The sequence below is a fragment of the Ponticoccus sp. (in: a-proteobacteria) genome (assembly GCF_048381735.1).
The window spans coordinates 18,850-36,334 of record NZ_JBLXGL010000010.1 but is presented as its reverse complement, the minus strand read 5'-3'; the positions used below and the strand labels follow the sequence as shown (position 1 = coordinate 36,334).

Annotated in this window: 16 protein-coding genes; 8 read left to right on the top strand and 8 right to left on the bottom strand. The window is 64.6% G+C overall.

Annotation, left to right across the window (positions count from 1 at the left end):
* Window positions 1-64: 64 nt before the first annotated feature.
* Window positions 65-1,198, bottom strand: a complete 1,134-nt coding sequence (locus ACN5KJ_RS15805; protein ID WP_418594953.1) for a TAXI family TRAP transporter solute-binding subunit — start codon at window positions 1,196-1,198, stop codon at window positions 65-67.
* Between the two features lie 104 nt (window positions 1,199-1,302).
* Here ACN5KJ_RS15805 and ACN5KJ_RS15800 point away from each other — a divergent pair, with 104 nt between their 5' ends.
* Window positions 1,303-2,160 (top strand): LysR family transcriptional regulator, encoded by an 858-nt coding sequence (locus tag ACN5KJ_RS15800; RefSeq protein WP_418594952.1) that lies wholly within the window; start codon window positions 1,303-1,305, stop codon window positions 2,158-2,160.
* A gap of 237 nt (window positions 2,161-2,397) precedes the next feature.
* On the opposite strand, the gene ACN5KJ_RS15795 is transcribed toward ACN5KJ_RS15800, so the two are convergent.
* From ACN5KJ_RS15795 to ACN5KJ_RS15785, 3 genes are read right to left on the bottom strand one after another with little or no spacing between them, the layout of a single operon-like run.
* On the bottom strand, window positions 2,398-3,441 hold the full coding sequence (locus ACN5KJ_RS15795; protein ID WP_418594951.1) for a response regulator: 1,044 nt from the start codon (window positions 3,439-3,441) through the stop codon (window positions 2,398-2,400).
* Window positions 3,438-5,189, bottom strand: coding sequence for a PAS domain-containing sensor histidine kinase (locus ACN5KJ_RS15790; protein ID WP_418594950.1), 1,752 nt, complete (start codon window positions 5,187-5,189; stop codon window positions 3,438-3,440). Before ACN5KJ_RS15790 ends, ACN5KJ_RS15795 begins: the two co-directional genes overlap by 4 nt.
* On the bottom strand, window positions 5,186-5,647 hold the full coding sequence (locus ACN5KJ_RS15785; RefSeq protein ID WP_418594949.1) for a molybdopterin-dependent oxidoreductase: 462 nt from the start codon (window positions 5,645-5,647) through the stop codon (window positions 5,186-5,188). Before ACN5KJ_RS15785 ends, ACN5KJ_RS15790 begins: the two co-directional genes overlap by 4 nt.
* A 276-nt stretch (window positions 5,648-5,923) precedes the next feature.
* Between ACN5KJ_RS15785 and ACN5KJ_RS15780 the strand changes: the two genes are divergently transcribed.
* Window positions 5,924-6,907 carry a hypothetical protein gene (locus ACN5KJ_RS15780; RefSeq protein WP_418594948.1) on the top strand — a complete coding sequence of 328 codons (984 nt, stop codon included), beginning with the start codon at window positions 5,924-5,926 and terminating at the stop codon, window positions 6,905-6,907.
* 289 nt (window positions 6,908-7,196) lie between these two features.
* Here ACN5KJ_RS15780 and ACN5KJ_RS15775 read toward each other — a convergent pair whose 3' ends face one another.
* From ACN5KJ_RS15775 to ACN5KJ_RS15760, 4 genes are all read right to left on the bottom strand, one after another.
* Window positions 7,197-8,489, bottom strand: coding sequence for a HipA domain-containing protein (locus ACN5KJ_RS15775; protein ID WP_418594947.1), 1,293 nt, complete (start codon window positions 8,487-8,489; stop codon window positions 7,197-7,199).
* A gap of 1 nt (window position 8,490) precedes the next feature.
* On the bottom strand, window positions 8,491-8,823 hold the full coding sequence (locus tag ACN5KJ_RS15770; RefSeq protein ID WP_418594946.1) for a helix-turn-helix transcriptional regulator: 333 nt from the start codon (window positions 8,821-8,823) through the stop codon (window positions 8,491-8,493).
* A 307-nt stretch (window positions 8,824-9,130) separates the two neighbouring features.
* Window positions 9,131-9,814: a pentapeptide repeat-containing protein gene (locus ACN5KJ_RS15765; RefSeq protein ID WP_347168473.1), complete on the bottom strand. Its 684-nt coding sequence runs from the start codon at window positions 9,812-9,814 to the stop codon at window positions 9,131-9,133.
* A gap of 1 nt (window position 9,815) precedes the next feature.
* Window positions 9,816-10,370: a hypothetical protein gene (locus ACN5KJ_RS15760; RefSeq protein ID WP_418594945.1), complete on the bottom strand. Its 555-nt coding sequence runs from the start codon at window positions 10,368-10,370 to the stop codon at window positions 9,816-9,818.
* A 409-nt stretch (window positions 10,371-10,779) separates the two neighbouring features.
* On the opposite strand from ACN5KJ_RS15760, the gene ACN5KJ_RS15755 reads away from it, so the two are divergent.
* The 6 genes from ACN5KJ_RS15755 to ACN5KJ_RS15730 all read left to right on the top strand — a co-directional run bounded on the left by ACN5KJ_RS15755 (window position 10,780) and on the right by ACN5KJ_RS15730 (window position 17,458).
* Window positions 10,780-11,790, top strand: coding sequence for a sugar ABC transporter substrate-binding protein (locus ACN5KJ_RS15755; RefSeq protein WP_347168471.1), 1,011 nt, complete (start codon window positions 10,780-10,782; stop codon window positions 11,788-11,790).
* Between the two features lie 111 nt (window positions 11,791-11,901).
* Window positions 11,902-13,413, top strand: a complete 1,512-nt coding sequence (locus ACN5KJ_RS15750) for a sugar ABC transporter ATP-binding protein (protein WP_418594944.1) — start codon at window positions 11,902-11,904, stop codon at window positions 13,411-13,413.
* Window positions 13,410-14,450: an ABC transporter permease gene (locus ACN5KJ_RS15745; RefSeq protein ID WP_418594943.1), complete on the top strand. Its 1,041-nt coding sequence runs from the start codon at window positions 13,410-13,412 to the stop codon at window positions 14,448-14,450. Before ACN5KJ_RS15750 ends, ACN5KJ_RS15745 begins: the two co-directional genes overlap by 4 nt.
* A 5-nt stretch (window positions 14,451-14,455) precedes the next feature.
* Window positions 14,456-15,490 carry an ABC transporter permease gene (locus ACN5KJ_RS15740; protein ID WP_418594942.1) on the top strand — a complete coding sequence of 345 codons (1,035 nt, stop codon included), beginning with the start codon at window positions 14,456-14,458 and terminating at the stop codon, window positions 15,488-15,490.
* Entirely contained in the window at window positions 15,487-16,461 is a 975-nt protein-coding gene (locus tag ACN5KJ_RS15735) for a sugar-binding transcriptional regulator (RefSeq protein ID WP_347168466.1), read from the top strand. Before ACN5KJ_RS15740 ends, ACN5KJ_RS15735 begins: the two co-directional genes overlap by 4 nt.
* Entirely contained in the window at window positions 16,454-17,458 is a 1,005-nt protein-coding gene (locus ACN5KJ_RS15730; protein WP_418594941.1) for an aldo/keto reductase, read from the top strand. Before ACN5KJ_RS15735 ends, ACN5KJ_RS15730 begins: the two co-directional genes overlap by 8 nt.
* The last annotated feature ends 27 nt before the right edge of the window (window positions 17,459-17,485 follow it).

The following is a 17,485-nucleotide window of genomic DNA, read 5'->3' as shown; positions in this document are numbered from 1 at the left end:
AATTTCCCGGATTGGCGACAGGACGCGCCCGTGCGGACAGGCACGGGCGCGGGCGGTTTATCGGTCAGTCAAAGACAACCGGTTCACCGGCGGCCTTCAGCGCTTCGGCCCGGGCCTGCATCCAGGCCGCGCTGAAGTCCCCGTCGATGGCCCCACGGTCGAGCGCCTCCCAGGCTTCGGCCAGCACCTTCTGTCGGTCGATCAAGGCATTGTTGTGCGCCTCGATCTCATCCGTCCAAACGTTCGCTTCCTTGAAATAGCGGATCGCACCGGCGTGGTAGGGGATCACCCATTGCAGGTCCTGCACCTCAAGCGCCCAGCCGTCGGCCCCCGGTGCCGCGTCCTTGTAGCTGTCGAGGTTCTCGATCATGGCTTTCGTCAGCGCATAGGCTTCGTCTTCATCCTGTGCAGCGGTGGTCACGAGGAAGGGGTAGGGATAGCCTGCCCCTTCAAAGCTGTCGCCCTCGGCCAGACCGGAGGCCTGTGTCACGACCCGTTTCGCGATATAGGGGGCCGTGGCCTTCAGCCGCGCCCAGCCTTCGCTGTCGTCATGGGGCAGGGGGATCCAGTGGATCCCGTGATTGCTAGAGGCAAGCTGCGCAGAATTGGGCGTGAGGGTCGTGGCAAAGGCGACATCGGACTGACCGTTGATGACGCCTTCCCAACTTGCCGAAAAGCCGGAATATTCAACCGTTTCCACATCGTCGCGGGTGAGGTCGCCAAAGGCCAGCACAGAGTTCAGCGGCACATTGAGAGAGGCCGCGGCGCGCACGGAGGGCACCCGTTTGCCGCGCAGGTCGGCGGCGGTCTCGATGCCTGCATCGCCGCGTGTGGCGAAACCGACGCCCGATCCGTCGATCTTGGCCAGGATCATGCGAAGCGGTTGCGGCCCCCAGTCTTCGCCGGCAAATTCAGTGACGCCTTCGGTGCTGAAATAGGCCGCGACCCCGCACATGCAGTAGCCCGCCGCGCCCATCTTCAGGGGGGTCAGGCGGGCCACGTCGTTCTGACCCGGCAAAACAGCAACCCGCGTCCCGGTTTTCTCTTTGAGCATGTTTCCCACCGCGATGGCCTGGGCATAGCCCGAACTGTCGGTGGGGTAGGCCATCCATTTCATCTGGGCCGGCAGCCCCTCGGACAGAGACGGGCCTGCCAGCGCGGCAAGCGCGCCGCCCAAGAGCATGGTTCTCTTGATCATTTTATTCCTCCTCTAGCGACGAGCTCCCCCGTCATGAAAAACCTATGACGGTGCATTCGCGTATGGTACTGACTGATTTGGCATGAGGGGCATAGAACTATTGCATGGCAAAATGGAACGGCTACCTTGATTTCCTCACCATCGCCGAGGCCGGCAGCATCACCGCAGCCGCGCGCCGCCTTGGGCAGACTCAGCCCACGCTAAGCCGGCGCCTAAGCCAGCTGGAGGCAGAGATGGGCGTGCAGCTCATGGCCCGGACGCCCGCCGGGCTTTCGCCCACGCCCGCAGGCGAGCAGATGCTGGAGACGCTGCAAAAGGTTCGGGAACATCTCGAACAGATGGAGCGGAAGTTGCACCACAGCGACGTGGCGCTGAAAGGGGCGGTGCGGATCACGGTGACCGAAACACTGGGTATCCAGTGGCTGGCCCCGTTGATGGGTGAATTCTACGAAGCCTATCCGAATATTCGCGTTGAACTGGTCATCGACAACGCGATGATCAACCTGCTCAGCCGCGAAGCCCATATCGCCATTCGGCTGCTGCGGCCGGTCCAGCCGGACTTGATCACCAAACAGGTGGGTCACCTGGATATCTCCCTGTTCGCCGCGCGGGGCTATGCCGATCGCTATGGGCTGCCGCGCACCGCAGAAGAGGCCCGGCGCCATCGCGCGGTCGGGCTGCTGGGGATCACCCCCACGGCGGTCTTGACCGACAAGCTGTTCTCGGCGGACCGGCATGTCTTCTTGTCCAACAGCCTGCTTGCAGTGCAGCAGACCATTCACGCCGGCATGGGCATTGGCCCGGTGGTCAACCGGATCGGAAACTCCGATGACAGGCTGGTTCCCTGTCTGCCGGAGGCGCGGCTGTGCAAGGAGATCTGGCTGACGGCGGTTCCCGAAATCAGGGAGAATGCACGGTATCGGGCGGTTTTCGACTTTCTGGAACAGCAGTTGAAAGCGTAAGCCCGCCACGGCTGGCAGCGACATTGACCGGGCCAAGGGGAAAGCACCGCTTCAGGGTCGGCTTTCTCGCCGAAGGACCGGCGCCAGCCGGTCGCGGTGTCGTTCCACGCCGGACTTGCACGGGCAATTCCTGCGGGGTTCAGCGCCGGGAAGGAGGCTGACGTCGACGTTGGAGCAAGCGCAAGCGCTGCGAACCACGCCTGCCGGACGGATTTGCAGCAAGGGTGGAGGCTGGGGCTAGACTGCCTCGATCATCATTGGGCCGGCGAGGATCAGGGCGACGAGATCGGTCTGCCGGTTCGTGCCCGTCTTCTGGAAAAGGTTGCGCATGTGAAAGGCGATGGTGGTCTGGGAGACGCCCAGCTCGACCGCGGCATCCGCCGGGCGTGCACCGGAGGCAAGGGCGGCGGCGACCCGGGTTTCGGTGGGCGTCAGCCCGAAGAGATCGGCCAGCAGCGGCGCCGAGATCCGCCGCTGCCGGGCCGGGGGCGACAGGAACACGGCGACATGGGGCTGGGTCTCCGGGGTTCCGAAGGTCTTGGGCAAGGGGCAGACCAGCGCCGAGGCGGTCAGGGCGTCTTCGGCGCGCTCAAGCATCACCCCGGTCAGCTTTCCCAGGCCGGCGCGGGCCGCAGCCAGAGCTTCGGTTATCGCGTCGCGCAGCGCGCGGTCGCCGGGGGTATCGGTCGCGCCGACGGCCCCCTTCTGCAGGGTCACGAACTCGCCCGTCTCGATCATGCTGCGCGCCGCGCAATTGGCATGAAGCACGCGCCCGCCGCCGTCCAGCAGCACGACCCCCAGCGCGATCAGGTCCAGCGCGCGTTCGGCGCCGTCCTGCGACAGGGCGGACAGCGTCTGGCGCAGGCGGGCGATCTCGCCGCCGTCGCTTTCGCGGATGCGCGCGACCTGGCGCAGCCGGGCGGCGACCGTGGCCAGCATGAGGTCGTAGTCGACCGGTTTCACGAGGTAATCGTCAGCGCCCATGAGCTTGCCCTCGACCATGTCGCGCGGCTCGGACAGCGCGGACAGAAAGACGAAGGGCGTTGCGGCAAGCTCTGGCCGGTCCGCGCGCAGCGCCGATAGCAGCCCGTAACCGTCGAGTTCCGGCATGGTGATGTCGCAGAGCACCAGATCGGGGGCCGCATCCGCAAGCAGTGCCAGCGCCGCCGCGCCGTCGGCGGCGGCAAGGGTGCGGTAACCGGCCTCTTGAAGCTCCTCGACGATATCGGCACGCAACGCGGCCTCGTCCTCGACCACAAGAACCAGGGCGGGGGCGGTCATGACGTGGCGCCTTCGGCCTGCGGCAGCGTCAGGCGGAAGACCGTCTGGCCGCCGCCCGGCAGCAGCACGAGGTCGCCGCCCTGCATCCGTGCCAGCGTGCGGGCGATGAACAGCCCCACGCCGGTGCCGGGCGCGCCGGTGCTGTTGGCGCCACGGAAGTTGCGCTCGAAAAGACGGTCCCGGTCCGACGGCGGGATGGGCGGGCCGCCATTCGCGACCTCGCAGTGCAGGCTCTGGCACTGCAGGTCCAGCGTGACCGATATCTCAGAGCCGCCGGGCGCATAGGTCACGGCATTCGAGACCAGGTTCTTCAGAACCTGTTCGACGTAAGCCGGGTCACAGAGCGCCTGAGCGTGGTTGCGCACGATCACGCGGATGCGTGCGTCGGGGGTGGCCTCGCGCTGCTCGTCGCAGACCTCGGCGAGGATCGGCGCGAGATCGCAGCGTTCGCGCCTGGTGCCGACCTCTCCGGCTTCGATCCGCGCGGCGTCGAGCGTGCTTTCGACCAGCCGCGTCAGCCCCGAAATGGCGCCGCGCGCGCGGGTGGCGCGGTCGGTTATTTCCTGCGCATCCGCACGATTGCCGCGCCGGATCAGCCGTTGCAGGGCGGAATCGGCAATCGCCAGCGGCGTGCGGAACTGATGCGAGATCATTGCGGCGAAGTTCCGATAGAGATCGGCGGCCGATCGTTCGCGGCTGAGCGCGTCATCCAGTTCGCGCGTGCGCTCGACGACCAGCTGTTCCAGCCGCTCGCGCGATTCGGCGTCCCGGCGCTCGGCCGCATGGCGGTCGCTGGCGTCCTGCATGAACACAATCGCGCCGACGATGCCGGTCTCGTCGCGCATCGGGAAGGCCCGCAGATCGACGTGGATCGGCGCCTCTGCGCCATTGCGGAACAGGGGGCGCAGCTGCAGGTGTCCCGGCGTTCCGGCCAGCGCTTCGGCCAGCCTTTCGCGGACAGTGGCCGCGGCGAAGAAGCCCGCCACCTCGGACAGCGCGCGCCCGACGGCCTGCTGCGCCGACTGTCCCACCAGATGGGCCATCGCTTCGTTCCACAATGTGCAGCGCCCGGAGGCATCGATTGCGGCGATGCCCTCGCCGCTTGACGCGATCAGCAGCCCCGAGAAATCGCGTTCGCGCCGCAGCATCCGGTTGTGTTGGCGCGATTTGCGCAGGGCGAGCACAAGGGCCGCTGTCAGTACCGCACCTGCGGCCATGACCCCGATCAGCGCGAGGATGGTTTTCCGCAGCTGTCCGCGATAGCTTTCCAGCCGCCCGCCGAGTTCGTCCCATTCCGCAATCATGGTCTTGTTGGCCGCTTTCGAGAAAAAGGCCGGAAAAGGAGCCAGCGCCGCTTGCAGGCTGGCCGGGGTCATCTGCAGCGGTGCGAGTGTGTCGAGTTGCGCGGTCAACTGGTTCAGTTCCTCGCCAAGGCCGATGTGTTCGACGAAGCGGCGCTGTGGGCCGTCGTTCAAAAGCGCGACCCGACTGCGCAGGATATCAAGATGCAGGGCGATGTCGGCCTCCTGCGCCCTGCCCAGCTCGGCCAGCAGGGCGGTTTCCTTCAGGCGCCGGGCCGCCGCCTCGCTTTCGTGCATGACCCAAAGCATGTTCTGTTCGGCGTCGACGCGCATGTCGGACTCGATCCGGACCATCCGTTGCAGCGAGACGGTCAACAGCAGCGTGAATACGATCACGGTAACGAGCGGCAGTGCCAGCCAAGGAGCAGAGCCACCCGGGCGCGTCATCGGACCTCGAGCCCGGAAAGCTGCCAGACCCAGCGGTAGTCGAAGCGGATATCCTGCAATTCGCTGTGATCGTCGCGGGGGTAGACGATCCAGAGCGGACCCTTGTCGGCCCGTTCGAGCGGTTTGCCGTCCATCTCATAGGCGACGACCACGTCGTAGTTGTGGAAATCCGAGATGGGAATGTCGACGATGTATTCGTTGAGCGCCGTGGCCGTCACGGTTTCACCCCGGGCCTCGACCTTTTCCAGCAGGTCGCGCATCAGAAAGCCGGTAAAAAGATGCGTTCCGTCTGTCACCACCGTCGAGGTTTCCAGTCTGGCCTGCGGCAGGCTGCGCAGCGCTTCCAGATCCAACCCCACGGTGCCCCCGGCAATGGCCCCGGTGATGCGCAGGGTTGGCGGGACATCGCCAGCCGCAAGCAGGCTTGTCGCAAGGCAGATCGCTATCCGGCTTCGCATGTAGATCTCCGGCTTCCAAAGTCCGTTTCGCAGCGCGTAGTTAATCAGCAAAAGTAATATTGAACAAATAATCGTGCCGCCCCGTGCAAACGAACGGGGCGGCGCTGGAACGGTCCCTGTAGTTTTCCGTCGAATGCAGGGGATCGGGGGCAGGATGCACATTCCGGGATGGTCGGGCGCCGCAAAAGCGGCCTGTGCCGCGACGGTCTGCACCGGCAAATGCAAGAGATTACGCCCGGCATCGATCGGGTCATGAAATTTTAAAAGGACTTTTCAATGTGGGATTTTAGCATAGGCGGTGCGCTGGGGATGATGGGGCGCACGCTTCCATTCATCCTTATGCGCATCGCCGTCTATTTCGGCATCGCGCTGGGGTATATCCTTCTGACCGGAACGGGGGCCGGCATCGGTTGGGGCATCGGCGGTTTCGGGGACGAGGAATTCCGCGCCACGACGACGATGTGGGGCGGGTTCGCCGGTTTCGGCGTCTTCGGGGCGCTCATGTACTGGGCGCGCGAATACATCCTCTATATCGTCAAGGCGGGCCATATCGCGGTTCTGGTCGAGATGATTGACGGCCAGCCATTGCCCGAGGGGCGCGGCCAGATCGGCCATGCCACCGCGGTGGTCAAGGCGCGGTTTCCGCAGGCCAGCCTGTTGTTCCTGATGGATCAGCTGGTCAAGGGGGTGATCCGTGCGATTTCGGGGCTGGCACGCGGCCTGCTGACCGTGCTGCCGGTGCCGGGCGCGCAGCAACTGGCGGCGATCCTGTCGGCCTTCCTGCGCGTCGCGGTCGGGTTCGTGGACGAGGTGATCCTTGCCCACGCGATCCGCACGCGGTCGGACAATGCCTGGGGGTCGGCGCGCGAGGCGCTGGTGCTGTACGGGCAGAACTGGAAGGTGATGCTGAAGAACGCGGCCTGGCTGGCGATTATCGTCTATGGGCTGGGCTTTCTGGTGTTCCTGCTCATGCTCGCACCGGCGGCGCTTGTGGTCTACCTGATGCCCGGGGCCTGGGCTGCCGGGGGCGTGGTGTTTGCGCTGCTCTTCGCCTGGGCGGTCAAGGCCGCGCTGCTCGAACCTTTCGCAATTGCCTGCATGATGCAGGTCTTCTTCCGCACCATAGAAGGCCAGCAGCCCAACCCCGAATGGGACGCTCGGCTTGAACAGATGTCGGGCAAGTTCCGCAAGCTGAAGGAGCGCGCCCTTGGCGCGGGCGGGCAGACGGCGCCCGGGATGTCTCCGCGCCCAGCGGTTTAGGAAGGGGCGCGGACGATCCCATGCGTTTCCCCGGTTTCGCCATGGTCGGGGAGGGGGCGCATCGCTGGCTGCCGCCGAAAGCCCTGTCACCGGCCAAGGGTTCGAGGGCAGGGCAAGGGCGGCAGCGCATGTCCAATGCATGTCGCGGCGCGTAGCCCGGCCATGTCATGGGCTGGCCGGCTCGCGCAGGGCGGCCAGCGCTGCCCTGGCCTGACGTCATCCACGGCCCGCCGGGTCCCCTGAGCCAGGCAACCTGAACGCAGCAGCCCGCAGGCCACCACGCAGAGCGTCAGCCCGCCGCATCAAGGCGCGCGCGCGCCCAGGTGGTCGGCTCGGGGTCCTGCTCTGCAAGGCCGTTGACCAGGAAGGTTGCGCGCTCGGCTATGTAGCTTTGCACTTCGCGCACCCAATGCTCGGCGTTGGGGTCCATCGCGATGATCTCCTCCACCGCCTGTGGCAAATGCGTCAGGGTCGCCTTGCAAAGCACGTCGACGCGCCGCAGCGCGGCTGTGGGGTTCAGGCCGCAGAGTGCGGCCTCGCGCTGCCAGTGGCGTCCCTTGAAGTAATCGCCTTCCCACTTCGTCGCGAGCGACATCGCCTGCTTGCTGGTGATGCCGGGCCAGAGCTTGGCGCACATCACGTCATAGATCGGCGCCAGCCTGGCGCCGGTGGCCGTGACCATGACCGAATAGTTCTTCGCATGGGCGTCGGTATTGCAGGTGATGGCGTTGAAAATCACGTAGTCGAAGATCGAAAGCACCCCGCGGAGCGGATCGAGCCTGCGCATCACGCCGACAATGTCGCGGACCATGGGGCCCCGCTGCCCGGCCTCGTTGCGTTCATATTTCGCGCTCGGCAGGCGGCCCAGGGCCTGGCACATGTCTTCCTGGTGCAGGCGGCGCCAACTGTCGCCCTGCTGACGGCGGTCGTAGCGCTTTACCAGAAGATAGCGGCGCGCGCCGGCGCGCCCCACGCGCACCTCCGGTGCGGAGAGGCCGATGAGCGCCGCCAGGCGCAGGCACAGCGCCTCGTTATAGACCCCGCCAGGCAGGGGCGCGGCATCCGGCTTCAGGATCCAGGTCGACGGCGCGCCCTCGACCGGGATCGAGATCGCCCCGTCAGCATCGACATGGACGCCGATCTTGGACTGGACGCCGGCCAGTGACATGGAGACACCGTCTTCGCCGACGAGGAAGGGTTTCTTCGGCAGTTCCTGGATGATCCGCTCTAGCGCCGCCTCGTCGGGCACCGCCCGAGTGGTCATTCGCGCGAAGCCGCGCTCGGCAAAGGACATTGCTCCGGAGGTATCCCGCCCGATGCTGGCCAGCAGCGCGAGGGGGTCGGCCTGCGAGGCGCCGGTGGCGCGAGCCACCATTTCGAGCTGCTGGCTTTCCGGCAGAAGGTTTGCCACCCAGGGCAGCACATCGCCCGCGCCATGGCGCGCAACCGCCAGAGGCATCCTTGTCGACACCGGGAAGGCGCCCCGGGTCCTCTGCCAGTCGGCGTTGTAGGTCAGCGTTGCCGCACCGTCCTTGCCGGGCGCGATTTCGGCCACTTCGCGGCTTTCGTAGAAGACCTTCACCTCAGTCCTCCAGTGGCGGCAAATCGTCGGGCAGATCCTCGGGGATCATGTCGGGCGGATCACTGTCTTGCGGCGTGTTCGGCGCGTGCTCGACCATCGGCACGATGCCGAGGAAGCGCGCAATCATCAGGGCCGGGCCGATCCTCAGCGTCGGTTTCCCGTTTTCCATGTCCACGATGTAGCGCCGGCCCACGCCGGTCGCGCTGGCCACATCCTCCTGGCGCAGCCCCTGTGCCTTGCGCCTGGCGCGGACCATCCGTCCGAAACGGCGCGCATCTTCGGCACCGGGCAGATCCGGGTGCGATATGGCGGACGGTTGATCGTCGTTGCGCATGGCAACACCTCGACGGATTGGCCAGGGGGCGATGTTCCTGATCGGTAACATAGGGTGCTGTGGACCCGATGCAAGGCTATATGTTCCCGGTCGGGAACATTTTTACGAAGGAGATGTGAACCCCTTGAAAAGATACCGATCGGTAACATCGTGGCGGCGAGGGGCGCGGGAAGCTGACATGCCACCGTCAGGCGGACAGAGGGGACGGGCGATGGTCCGGACGACAAGACGCCGCCGACGAGCCGAGCGCGGCAAAAAACAGCGCCAGCGGCTGGCGTCTTCGACACCACCGGCCCTTAGCCGCCGTTCACACGACGTTGAGACCAAGTTGCCCCAGAAGGTCACCCGCCTGCCGTTTGGAAATGATGGCGCCTTTGAAGCGGCGCGCGTCTGTCAGCCTGACCCCTCCCAGATCGGCGCCCCGAAGGTCCGCCCCCTGAAATCGACAATCGGCAATATTTGCCTCCCTCAGCGAGCAGTCGACGAAAACCGCTTCCCGGAAGTCGCATTGCCGTAGATCCGCATCGCTGAAATCAATCCCGAGCAGCTGTGCCTTGCGAAACGAGAATTTTGGCAGCAGGCCCAGGACCAGGAGAGTGTCCGCGAATGTCACATCCAGGGCGCGCACTTCGCTGAGGTTGATCCCGGTCATCTTGCATTTGGTGAATTGAACTGTGGACAATCTGGCGCCCAAGAAATTGGTATTTCCGAAATCTCCGCCATCCACGGCGGTATCTGACAATGTAGACCCTGCGAAACTGGCGGCGGGGGCCCGGCAATTGACGAACGTTACATCTTCCAGTCGGGCGCCTGTCAGACTCGATTTGGACAGGTTGCATTTCTCGAACCGCCAGTTGACGATATCAAGCTGGCTCATGTCGAGGCCTTCGAAGTTGCAGTTCCTGAAAACAACGCCCTTGGCCTCTTGGGCGAGACGTTCGAGTTCGGTCCGGGTCGGGGTTCCGTCTTCGAAGAGGGTTTCGGTATTCATGTCAGCATTCTCCACATCGCGATTCAAATGGGCCGGTTGCACAGCGCAGGATCGCTGCCTTCCCTTGGCGGAATCGCATCGTTTTTATATTCCGTGCCAGAGGGTTGAGCGCTTTCTCGGCATGAGAGAGCAGGGATCCTCTGCGACTGGGGGCTCCGGTCACGCCGGTAGCCGCAAACCCATTTTCGCCATGGGATGCGGGGGCACTGTCGGCGGTTGAGTTTCCGAAGGTCTTTTGCACGGCATTGGATCGGGAGATTTCCCCGGTGCAGTTGATCAAGTGTCCGCCGATGTTCTTGCCGCGCCGGACGCGATCGGCAAACGGGCTTTCAATGGGGTCCGAGTTGGCCAATTCATCGCAGTTGGCCAAAAGGCGTCGAATGAAAGGCTGGTCGTTCCGAGCGTCAGGGGTGGTCTTGCCGCCGGACAACCCGAGCGTGCTCTTTGATTTCGTGGCAGTGTCGCTATCGTTCGGCAGCGCCCGGTGGCAATGTCGATCCACCCCATCAGGCGATGCGTGTCTTCCGGGGTCGCAAGCGGTATGCACGATATGCATCGTTAACCTCTAATTGGATTGTTTAGGGGTCTTAGACGCGCGGATCGCGCGTCCTCGTTCGCCGGGCTCGAAGTCGGAACCGGATGCATGCGAACGGACGGTTTTTCTAACAGGACGGGTGCCCGGATGCAATGTGGACCGGCTGCTTTCGCCGTGCCGCCGCTCTTGCTGGCCGGCGCGCGCGGCGCGGCATTGGCGCAAGCCACATCGGCCTTCCCGAGGCTGGCAGGCCCCCCGGGTCGAGGCTGGCTCATGCCCCTTCTTGAAACAGTCCTTGACAGATCGATCAGTGAAGTGAGAGAAATTTCACCAACTGCAAGATTCGTCAGATTCGTCAAATCCGACAATCTCTGCGGTCGGGAGGAGCGGGCCGCATGGCCCCAATGATCCAACAAGGGAGGAGAAGACTATGCCAACCAAAAGACAATTTCTGGCGACAACATTTCTGGCTGTGACGTTGACCGCGACCGCGGGATGGGCCCAGGACGGCAAGCGGATTGCTTTCTTCGTTTCGGACCTGTCAAACGTGTTCCACCAGTCGCAGGCTGTCGAGGCGCAGCGCTACGGCAAGGAGAAATACGGCGCCGAAGTGGTGGTGTTCGACGGGCAGGCCGACAGTGCCGTGATGACCCAGAATATCGACCAGGTGCTGGCCGGCGGGTTCGACGGGGCGACGCTTCACATCTGGGACGCCGAAGCGGCGACCCCGGGCATCGAGGACGCGCTGGCCGAGAAGGTTGTCATGACCTCGTTCTTCAACCCCATCGGCGACACGGGCATTCCCACCGCGCGCAGCAACGAAGCCGAGGTGTCCTTCGAGATGGGCGCGCAGATGGCCAAGGCCTGGCAGGAGGCGCATCCCGACAAGCCCGTCGTCATGGTGCAGCTTGGCTGGCCGAACCACACCGAGGTCAACTCGGGCCGGACCGAGCCCTTTGTCGAGGGCGTGCTGTCCGTCGCACCGGATGCCACCAACCTGGGCGCGCTAGATGCCAGCCAGGGTCAGGAGGCCGCGAAGCAGATCGTCGTCGACCTGCTGACCCAGCGTCCCGAAGTCAACCTGATCTATTCCGAGGCGTCGAACCTGACGGTCGGAACCATGGCGGGGCTGGCGCAGCTGGGCCGTGGCAAGTTCGAGGACGGCAAGCCCCTTACCGAGATCGTGGCCAGCGTCGATTTCGACAGCGTCGAGTTCGACCAGGTCTACGACCCGAATTCCAGCCTCAAGGTCTCGATGGGCCTGCCGCCGGTGGAAACCGCGCGCGGACGTGTCGACCTGGTGATGGATGTCCTGAACGAAGACGTTGCCATGACATCCGACCCGGCCGAGGAATTCTTCTACAAGGCGTATACGATCTCTTACTGGACGATGCCCGAGGAAGAGGCGCAGAGCTGGCTGGACACGCAGTTCGGCAACTAAGGCTGCCGGGGGCGGCCGTTCGGGGGGCGAGACATCCCCCGGGCGGCCGCCGCCGCATCGTCGGGGATGACATCCCCGGCATCTTGTACCGCTCGACCAGGGAGACGACATTTGTCTGTTCAACCACACCCATCCGCCCTGTCAGTCACCGGGCTGACCAAGGACTATCCCGGTGTCCGGGCCGTGGATGACGTGACCTTCGCGATCGAAAAAGGGGCCGTGCATTGCCTGATGGGCGAAAACGGCGCCGGTAAATCCACCCTCGTCAAGATGATCACCGGCGCCTTGATGCCGACCCGGGGAGAGATGTCGGTCGCGGGGCGCAGCCACTGCCCGAAAAACACGCAGGAGGCGCGCGATAACGGCATCGCCACGCTGTTCCAGGAACTGAACGTCGTCGACGAGCTGACCGTTCTGGAAAACCTCACCCTGGGCATGGAGCGCAGCCGCTTCGGCATCCTGATGAACTCCGGGGTCGAGGCCCAGGCGATGCAGACCCTTTCGGTAATCGAGCCTGCCATCGACCCCGCGGCGCGGGTGTCTTCGCTCAGCGTGGCGCAGAAGCAGATCGTGGAAATAGCGCGGGCGGCCTCGTCCGGGGCCGATATCATCATCATGGACGAACCCACCGCGGCGCTGTCCGAACGCGAGGTAGAGCGCCTATTCGGCGTCATCCGTCGGTTGCGCGAGGGGGGTGTGACGGTGATCTACATCTCGCACAAGCTGGAGGAAATCTTTGCGCTTGGCGATCACGTCACCGTTCTGCGCGACGGAAGGCATATCCGCACCTGCCCGCTGTCCGAGATTGACGGGCGCGCGCATCTGATCGAGCTGATGATCGGACGCTCGGTGCTGCACGACTACCATCCCCGGGACACGGTCGGGCAGGAGCCGATCCTTGTCGCCGAGGGGCTGAACAACAGGTTGCTCAAGAACGTCTCTTTCGACGTGAAGAAAGGCGAGATCGTCGGGTTCTACGGTCTTGTGGGTGCTGGAAAGACCGAGATCGCGCGCGCACTCTTCGGGGCTGACAAGTTCAGTGGCCGGGTCTCCTTCAAGGGCCGCGAGATCGGCGGGTCACCGAAAAAGGCGATTGCGGCGGGGGTCGCCCTGGTGCCCGAAGAGCGGCGCACCCAGGGCTTGTTCACTGCGCTGACGATCCGCGAAAACGTCTCGGTGATGAACCTGGGCAAGCTGTCGAAAGGCGGCGTGTTCCAGCCGCAGGTCGAACGCGCGGCAGCCGAGGAATACGTCGACCGGCTCAGGATCGCGACGCATTCCATCGAGAAGCATGTCGAGAAACTCTCGGGCGGCAACCAGCAGAAGGTGGTCTTTGCCAAGTGCCTTTTCGCCGATGCCGAGCTTCTGCTGCTGGACGAACCGACGCGCGGCGTCGATGTCGGCGCCAAATCCGAGATCTATGACATCATCCGCGACCTCGCCGACGCGGGCAATGCGGTGGCGGTCTTCTCCTCGGAACTCGAAGAGGTGCTGGGGCTCTGCGACCGGGTCTTCCTGTTGTTCGACGGCGCCGTGCAGGACGAAATCGTCAACGGGCCAGAGGTCGATGTCGCGCATATTCTCAATGTCGTGACCGGCGGGCAGGAAGGAGCGGTGCAATGACAATGGCAAAGATCTCGACAGGTGGCGACGGCGGGACGCAGCCCCGTGCGCGAAGGCCGCTGAGCGACGAGGCCCTGATTACCTCCATGGTGGCCTGCGCCGCCGCGGTGCTCTTCGTGCTGGCCGCGCTGCTGGTGCCGAATTTCCACCAGCCGCTCAACGTGCTCAACCTTGTCACCAACAACTGGCCGGTGATTTCCCTGGGCATCGGCGTCACCTTCCTGCTGGTGTCGGGCAACTTCGACCTGTCGGTTGGCGGCATCGTCGCGCTGTCCGGTGTACTGGCGGTCTGGTTCGCGCAATCGGCCGAGGGCGGCAATGCGCTTTCGTCCGGGTGGGGGATGCCGACCTGGCTGGCGATGGGCTGCGCGCTGTTGGGCGCCCTGTCGATCGGCGCGCTGAACGCGCTTTTCGTGGTGCGCCTGCGCATTCCCTCCATCATCGTCACGCTGGGCACGATGATGCTGGCGCGGGGGATCGCCCAGGTCATCACCCAGGGCTCTCAGCGCAATACCAATCTGCCGGCGGATTTCGGGTTTCTGGGCAATCTTTCGGTGATCGGAAACTCGGTCAAGCTTCCGGTGGTGGTCATGGCGGTCTTGCTTCTGGTGGCGATCTTCATCGAGCGGCGCACGGTCTTCGGCCGGCTGACCTTCTGGACCGGAGCCAATCCCGTGGCCGCGCGCCTGTCGGGGATCGACCGGGCACGGCACGTGACCCTGCTTTACCTGCTCAGCGCCGGTGTCGCGGGGATCGTGGGCATCCTGCTCGCCTCGGAATTCAAGTCGGGCTTTTCCAACCGCGGCCTGCTGATGGAGTTCGACGCGCTGGTTATCGCCCTTCTGGGCGGGGTCGCCATCGCTGGCGGGTTCGGATCGGTGATCGGCATGTTCTTCGGGGCCATCATCCTGGCCATCGTCACCTCTGCCGCGACCGGGCTGGTGCTGTCGCCGGACTGGCAGTTCATTCTCAAGGCGCTGGCGGTCTTTCTGGCCATCGTCGCGCAGTCATGGGCCCTGGCCCGCAGGAACAAGTGAAGCAGATGACAGATCTCTCCAACCATCCGCCTTCGTCGCGCCCGCTACGCGCAGGGTTTTCCGGGTTCCTGCGCACCTATTACATCTACTTCGTTCTGGTGGCCGTGGTCGCAGTGCTGAGCCTTGCCAATCTCGATCAGTTCGCGCTGTTCGAACGGGGCAACTTCCTCAACAAGCGCAATATCATCAACATCCTGCGCGTTTCGGCGCCGCTGCTGATGCTTGCCGGGGCCTTCACGCTGCTGATGGTCTCGGGCTATATCGACCTGTCGGTCGGCAGCACCATGAGCCTGAGCGCTGTGGTCTATGCGCTTCTGGCGATCAACGGTGTGCCCTTCCTGGCGTGCTTCGGCCTGACCGTGCTTGCCGGCATCGGGCTGGGCGCGGTGAACGGTTTCCTCGTCGTGCGGCTGAAGATAACGCCGGTGATCGCCACGCTGATCACGCTGAGCCTGTTCAAGGGTATCGCGCTGCTGCTGGTGCAGGACGGGGTCTCTGCGATCAAGTCGATCGGAGAGCAGCGCATGCCCGGCTGGTTCAACGACTACGGCCGCGATGCGGTGCTGCTTGGCCTGCCGATGGCCTTCTGGGTGGCGGTCGGCGTGACGCTGGCGCTGATCTTCGCGCAGAACAGGACGCTTCTGGGCAAGTATGCCGCGGCGACCGGCGGCAACCCGGTGGCGGCCAGGCTATCGGGGATCAACACCAGCCGCGTGGTCTTTGGCCTTTACATGCTGGTCGGTGCGGCCGCAGCCCTTGCCGGTATCGCGCGGTCCAGCTTCATGTCGCTTGGCGATCCGCTTTCCGGCGACGGGATGGAACTGAGCGCCATCCTTGTGGTGCTGATCGGCGGAACCGCCTTCAGCGGCGGGGAGGGGCGCGTGCTGCGGTCTTTCGTGGGGGCGCTTATCATCATGGCCTTGACCGTGGGAATGCTGACCCTGGTGCCGGCCTATTACCAGACGCTGGTGATCGGCGCCGCGCTCTTGGCGGCGGCGGCATCCAATCACCTTATCAGCCGAAAGGAGGGCATGGCATGACCGTTCCCAACGCCGATCCCGAGCTGTACCGGCTGATCGCCCAGGTCTTGACGCTGCATTACAAGGACGATCTGCCGCAATCCGAAATCGCAAATCAGCTGGGCCTGTCCTCGGCCAAGGTGAACCGTCTGATCAAGCGCGGCCGCGCGCTTGGCATGATCAAGATCACCATCGAAAGCCCGTTCCTGCACCAGATCGAACTGGAACGCGCCCTGTGCGAGAAATGGAGCCTGAAGAAGGCCATCGTGGTCCCGACCGTGGACGGCAACCCGGGCATGACGCTCGACCAGGTGGGGGCAGCGGTGGCGCGGCTGCTGACCGACACGCTGCGCGACAGCGACACGATCGCCATATCCGGCGGCAAAACGCTGAGCGCGCTGATCCAGAACCTGACCGGCGATCATGACTTCGATGTCGAGGTGGTGCCGATGACCGGCTGCGTGCAGGGCCACCACTATACCGACGTCAACCACATCGCCACCGAGCTTGCCAACCGCCTGTCGGGCCATGCCACGCTGATCCACGCGCCGCTGCACGCCGAAACGCCAGAGGAGCGCGCGCTGATCATGGCGATGAGATCGGTGCGCGACGTGATGGAAATCGTGCGCGTCGCCGATGTGGCGGTATTCGGGCTGGGCGCCGTAATCGGCACGGATTCGACCTATTACGACGCCCACCCCGTCAGCCCGGACGAACGGGCGAGGCTTTACGACCAGGGCGTGCGCGGCGAACTGCTGGGCCACCTGATCGACCGCGCGGGCCAGCTTTCGGACAATGCGCTGAATTCGCGCCTGGTGGCCCTGCCGCCCGATGAGCTTGCCAAGATCCCCGTCCGCATCGGCACCGCCACCGGCCCCGACAAGGTCGAGCCGGTCACCGCGGCGCTGAATGGCGGATATCTCAATTACCTCGTGACGGACGAAGACACCGCCGCCGCGATCCTTGACCAGGAGGTTCAGAAAATTGCTTGAAACCAATGTAGACCAGATCACCCGCGAGATCGGAAAATCGGGCATCCGGGCCTCGGCCGTCGGACTGGGAACCTGGGCCATCGGCGGCTGGATGTGGGGCGGCACCGATGAGTCCCGTTCGATCCGCGCCGTGCAGGCCACGATCGATGCCGGCATCACGCTGATCGACACGGCGCCGATGTATGGCTCGGGCGTTGCCGAGGAAATCGTCGGCAAGGCGCTCAAGGGGCGGCGCGACAAGGTTGTTCTGGCCACCAAATGCGGGCTTGTCTGGCACACGCGGAAGGGCAACCATTTCTTCGATACCGGCGACACGCCGGTGCATCGCTACCTTGGCAGGGATGCGATCATCTACGAGGTGGAACAAAGCCTGAAACGCCTCGGCACCGATGTCATCGACCACTACATCACGCATTGGCAGGATCCGACAACGCCGATCGACGAAACCATGGAGGCGCTGGAGAGCCTCAGGGCGGCTGGCAAGATCCGCTCCATCGGGGCCAGCAATACCGCGCCCGAGGACATTCGCGCCTATGTCGCCGCGGGTCAGCTGGATGCGGTGCAGGAGGAATACTCGATGGTAAAGCGCGACATCGAGCAAAGCCACCTGCCGCTGTGCCGCGACCACGGGGTATCGGTGCTCAGCTATTCCTCGCTCGCGCTCGGGCTGCTCAGCGGCAAGATGGGGCCGGACCGCGTCTTCGAGGGCGACGACCTGCGCAGGAACAACCCGCGCTTCTCGCAGGCGAACCGCGAAAAGGTTGCGCGCCTGATGGCCCAGATCGACCCCGTCGCCGAAACGCATGGCGCGACGCGGGCCCAGATCGTCATCGCCTGGACCCTGCACCAGCCGGGGATCACCTTCTCGCTCTGCGGGGCGCGTGACGAAAGGCAGGCAGCGGAGAACGCCGCGGCGGGCCGAATCCGGCTGTCGCAGGACGAACTGGCCTGCATCAGCGGCGCGGTGGACACCCACCTGACCAACCTAGACGGCTGACCTCAGCCACATCCGAAACGCGTGAAC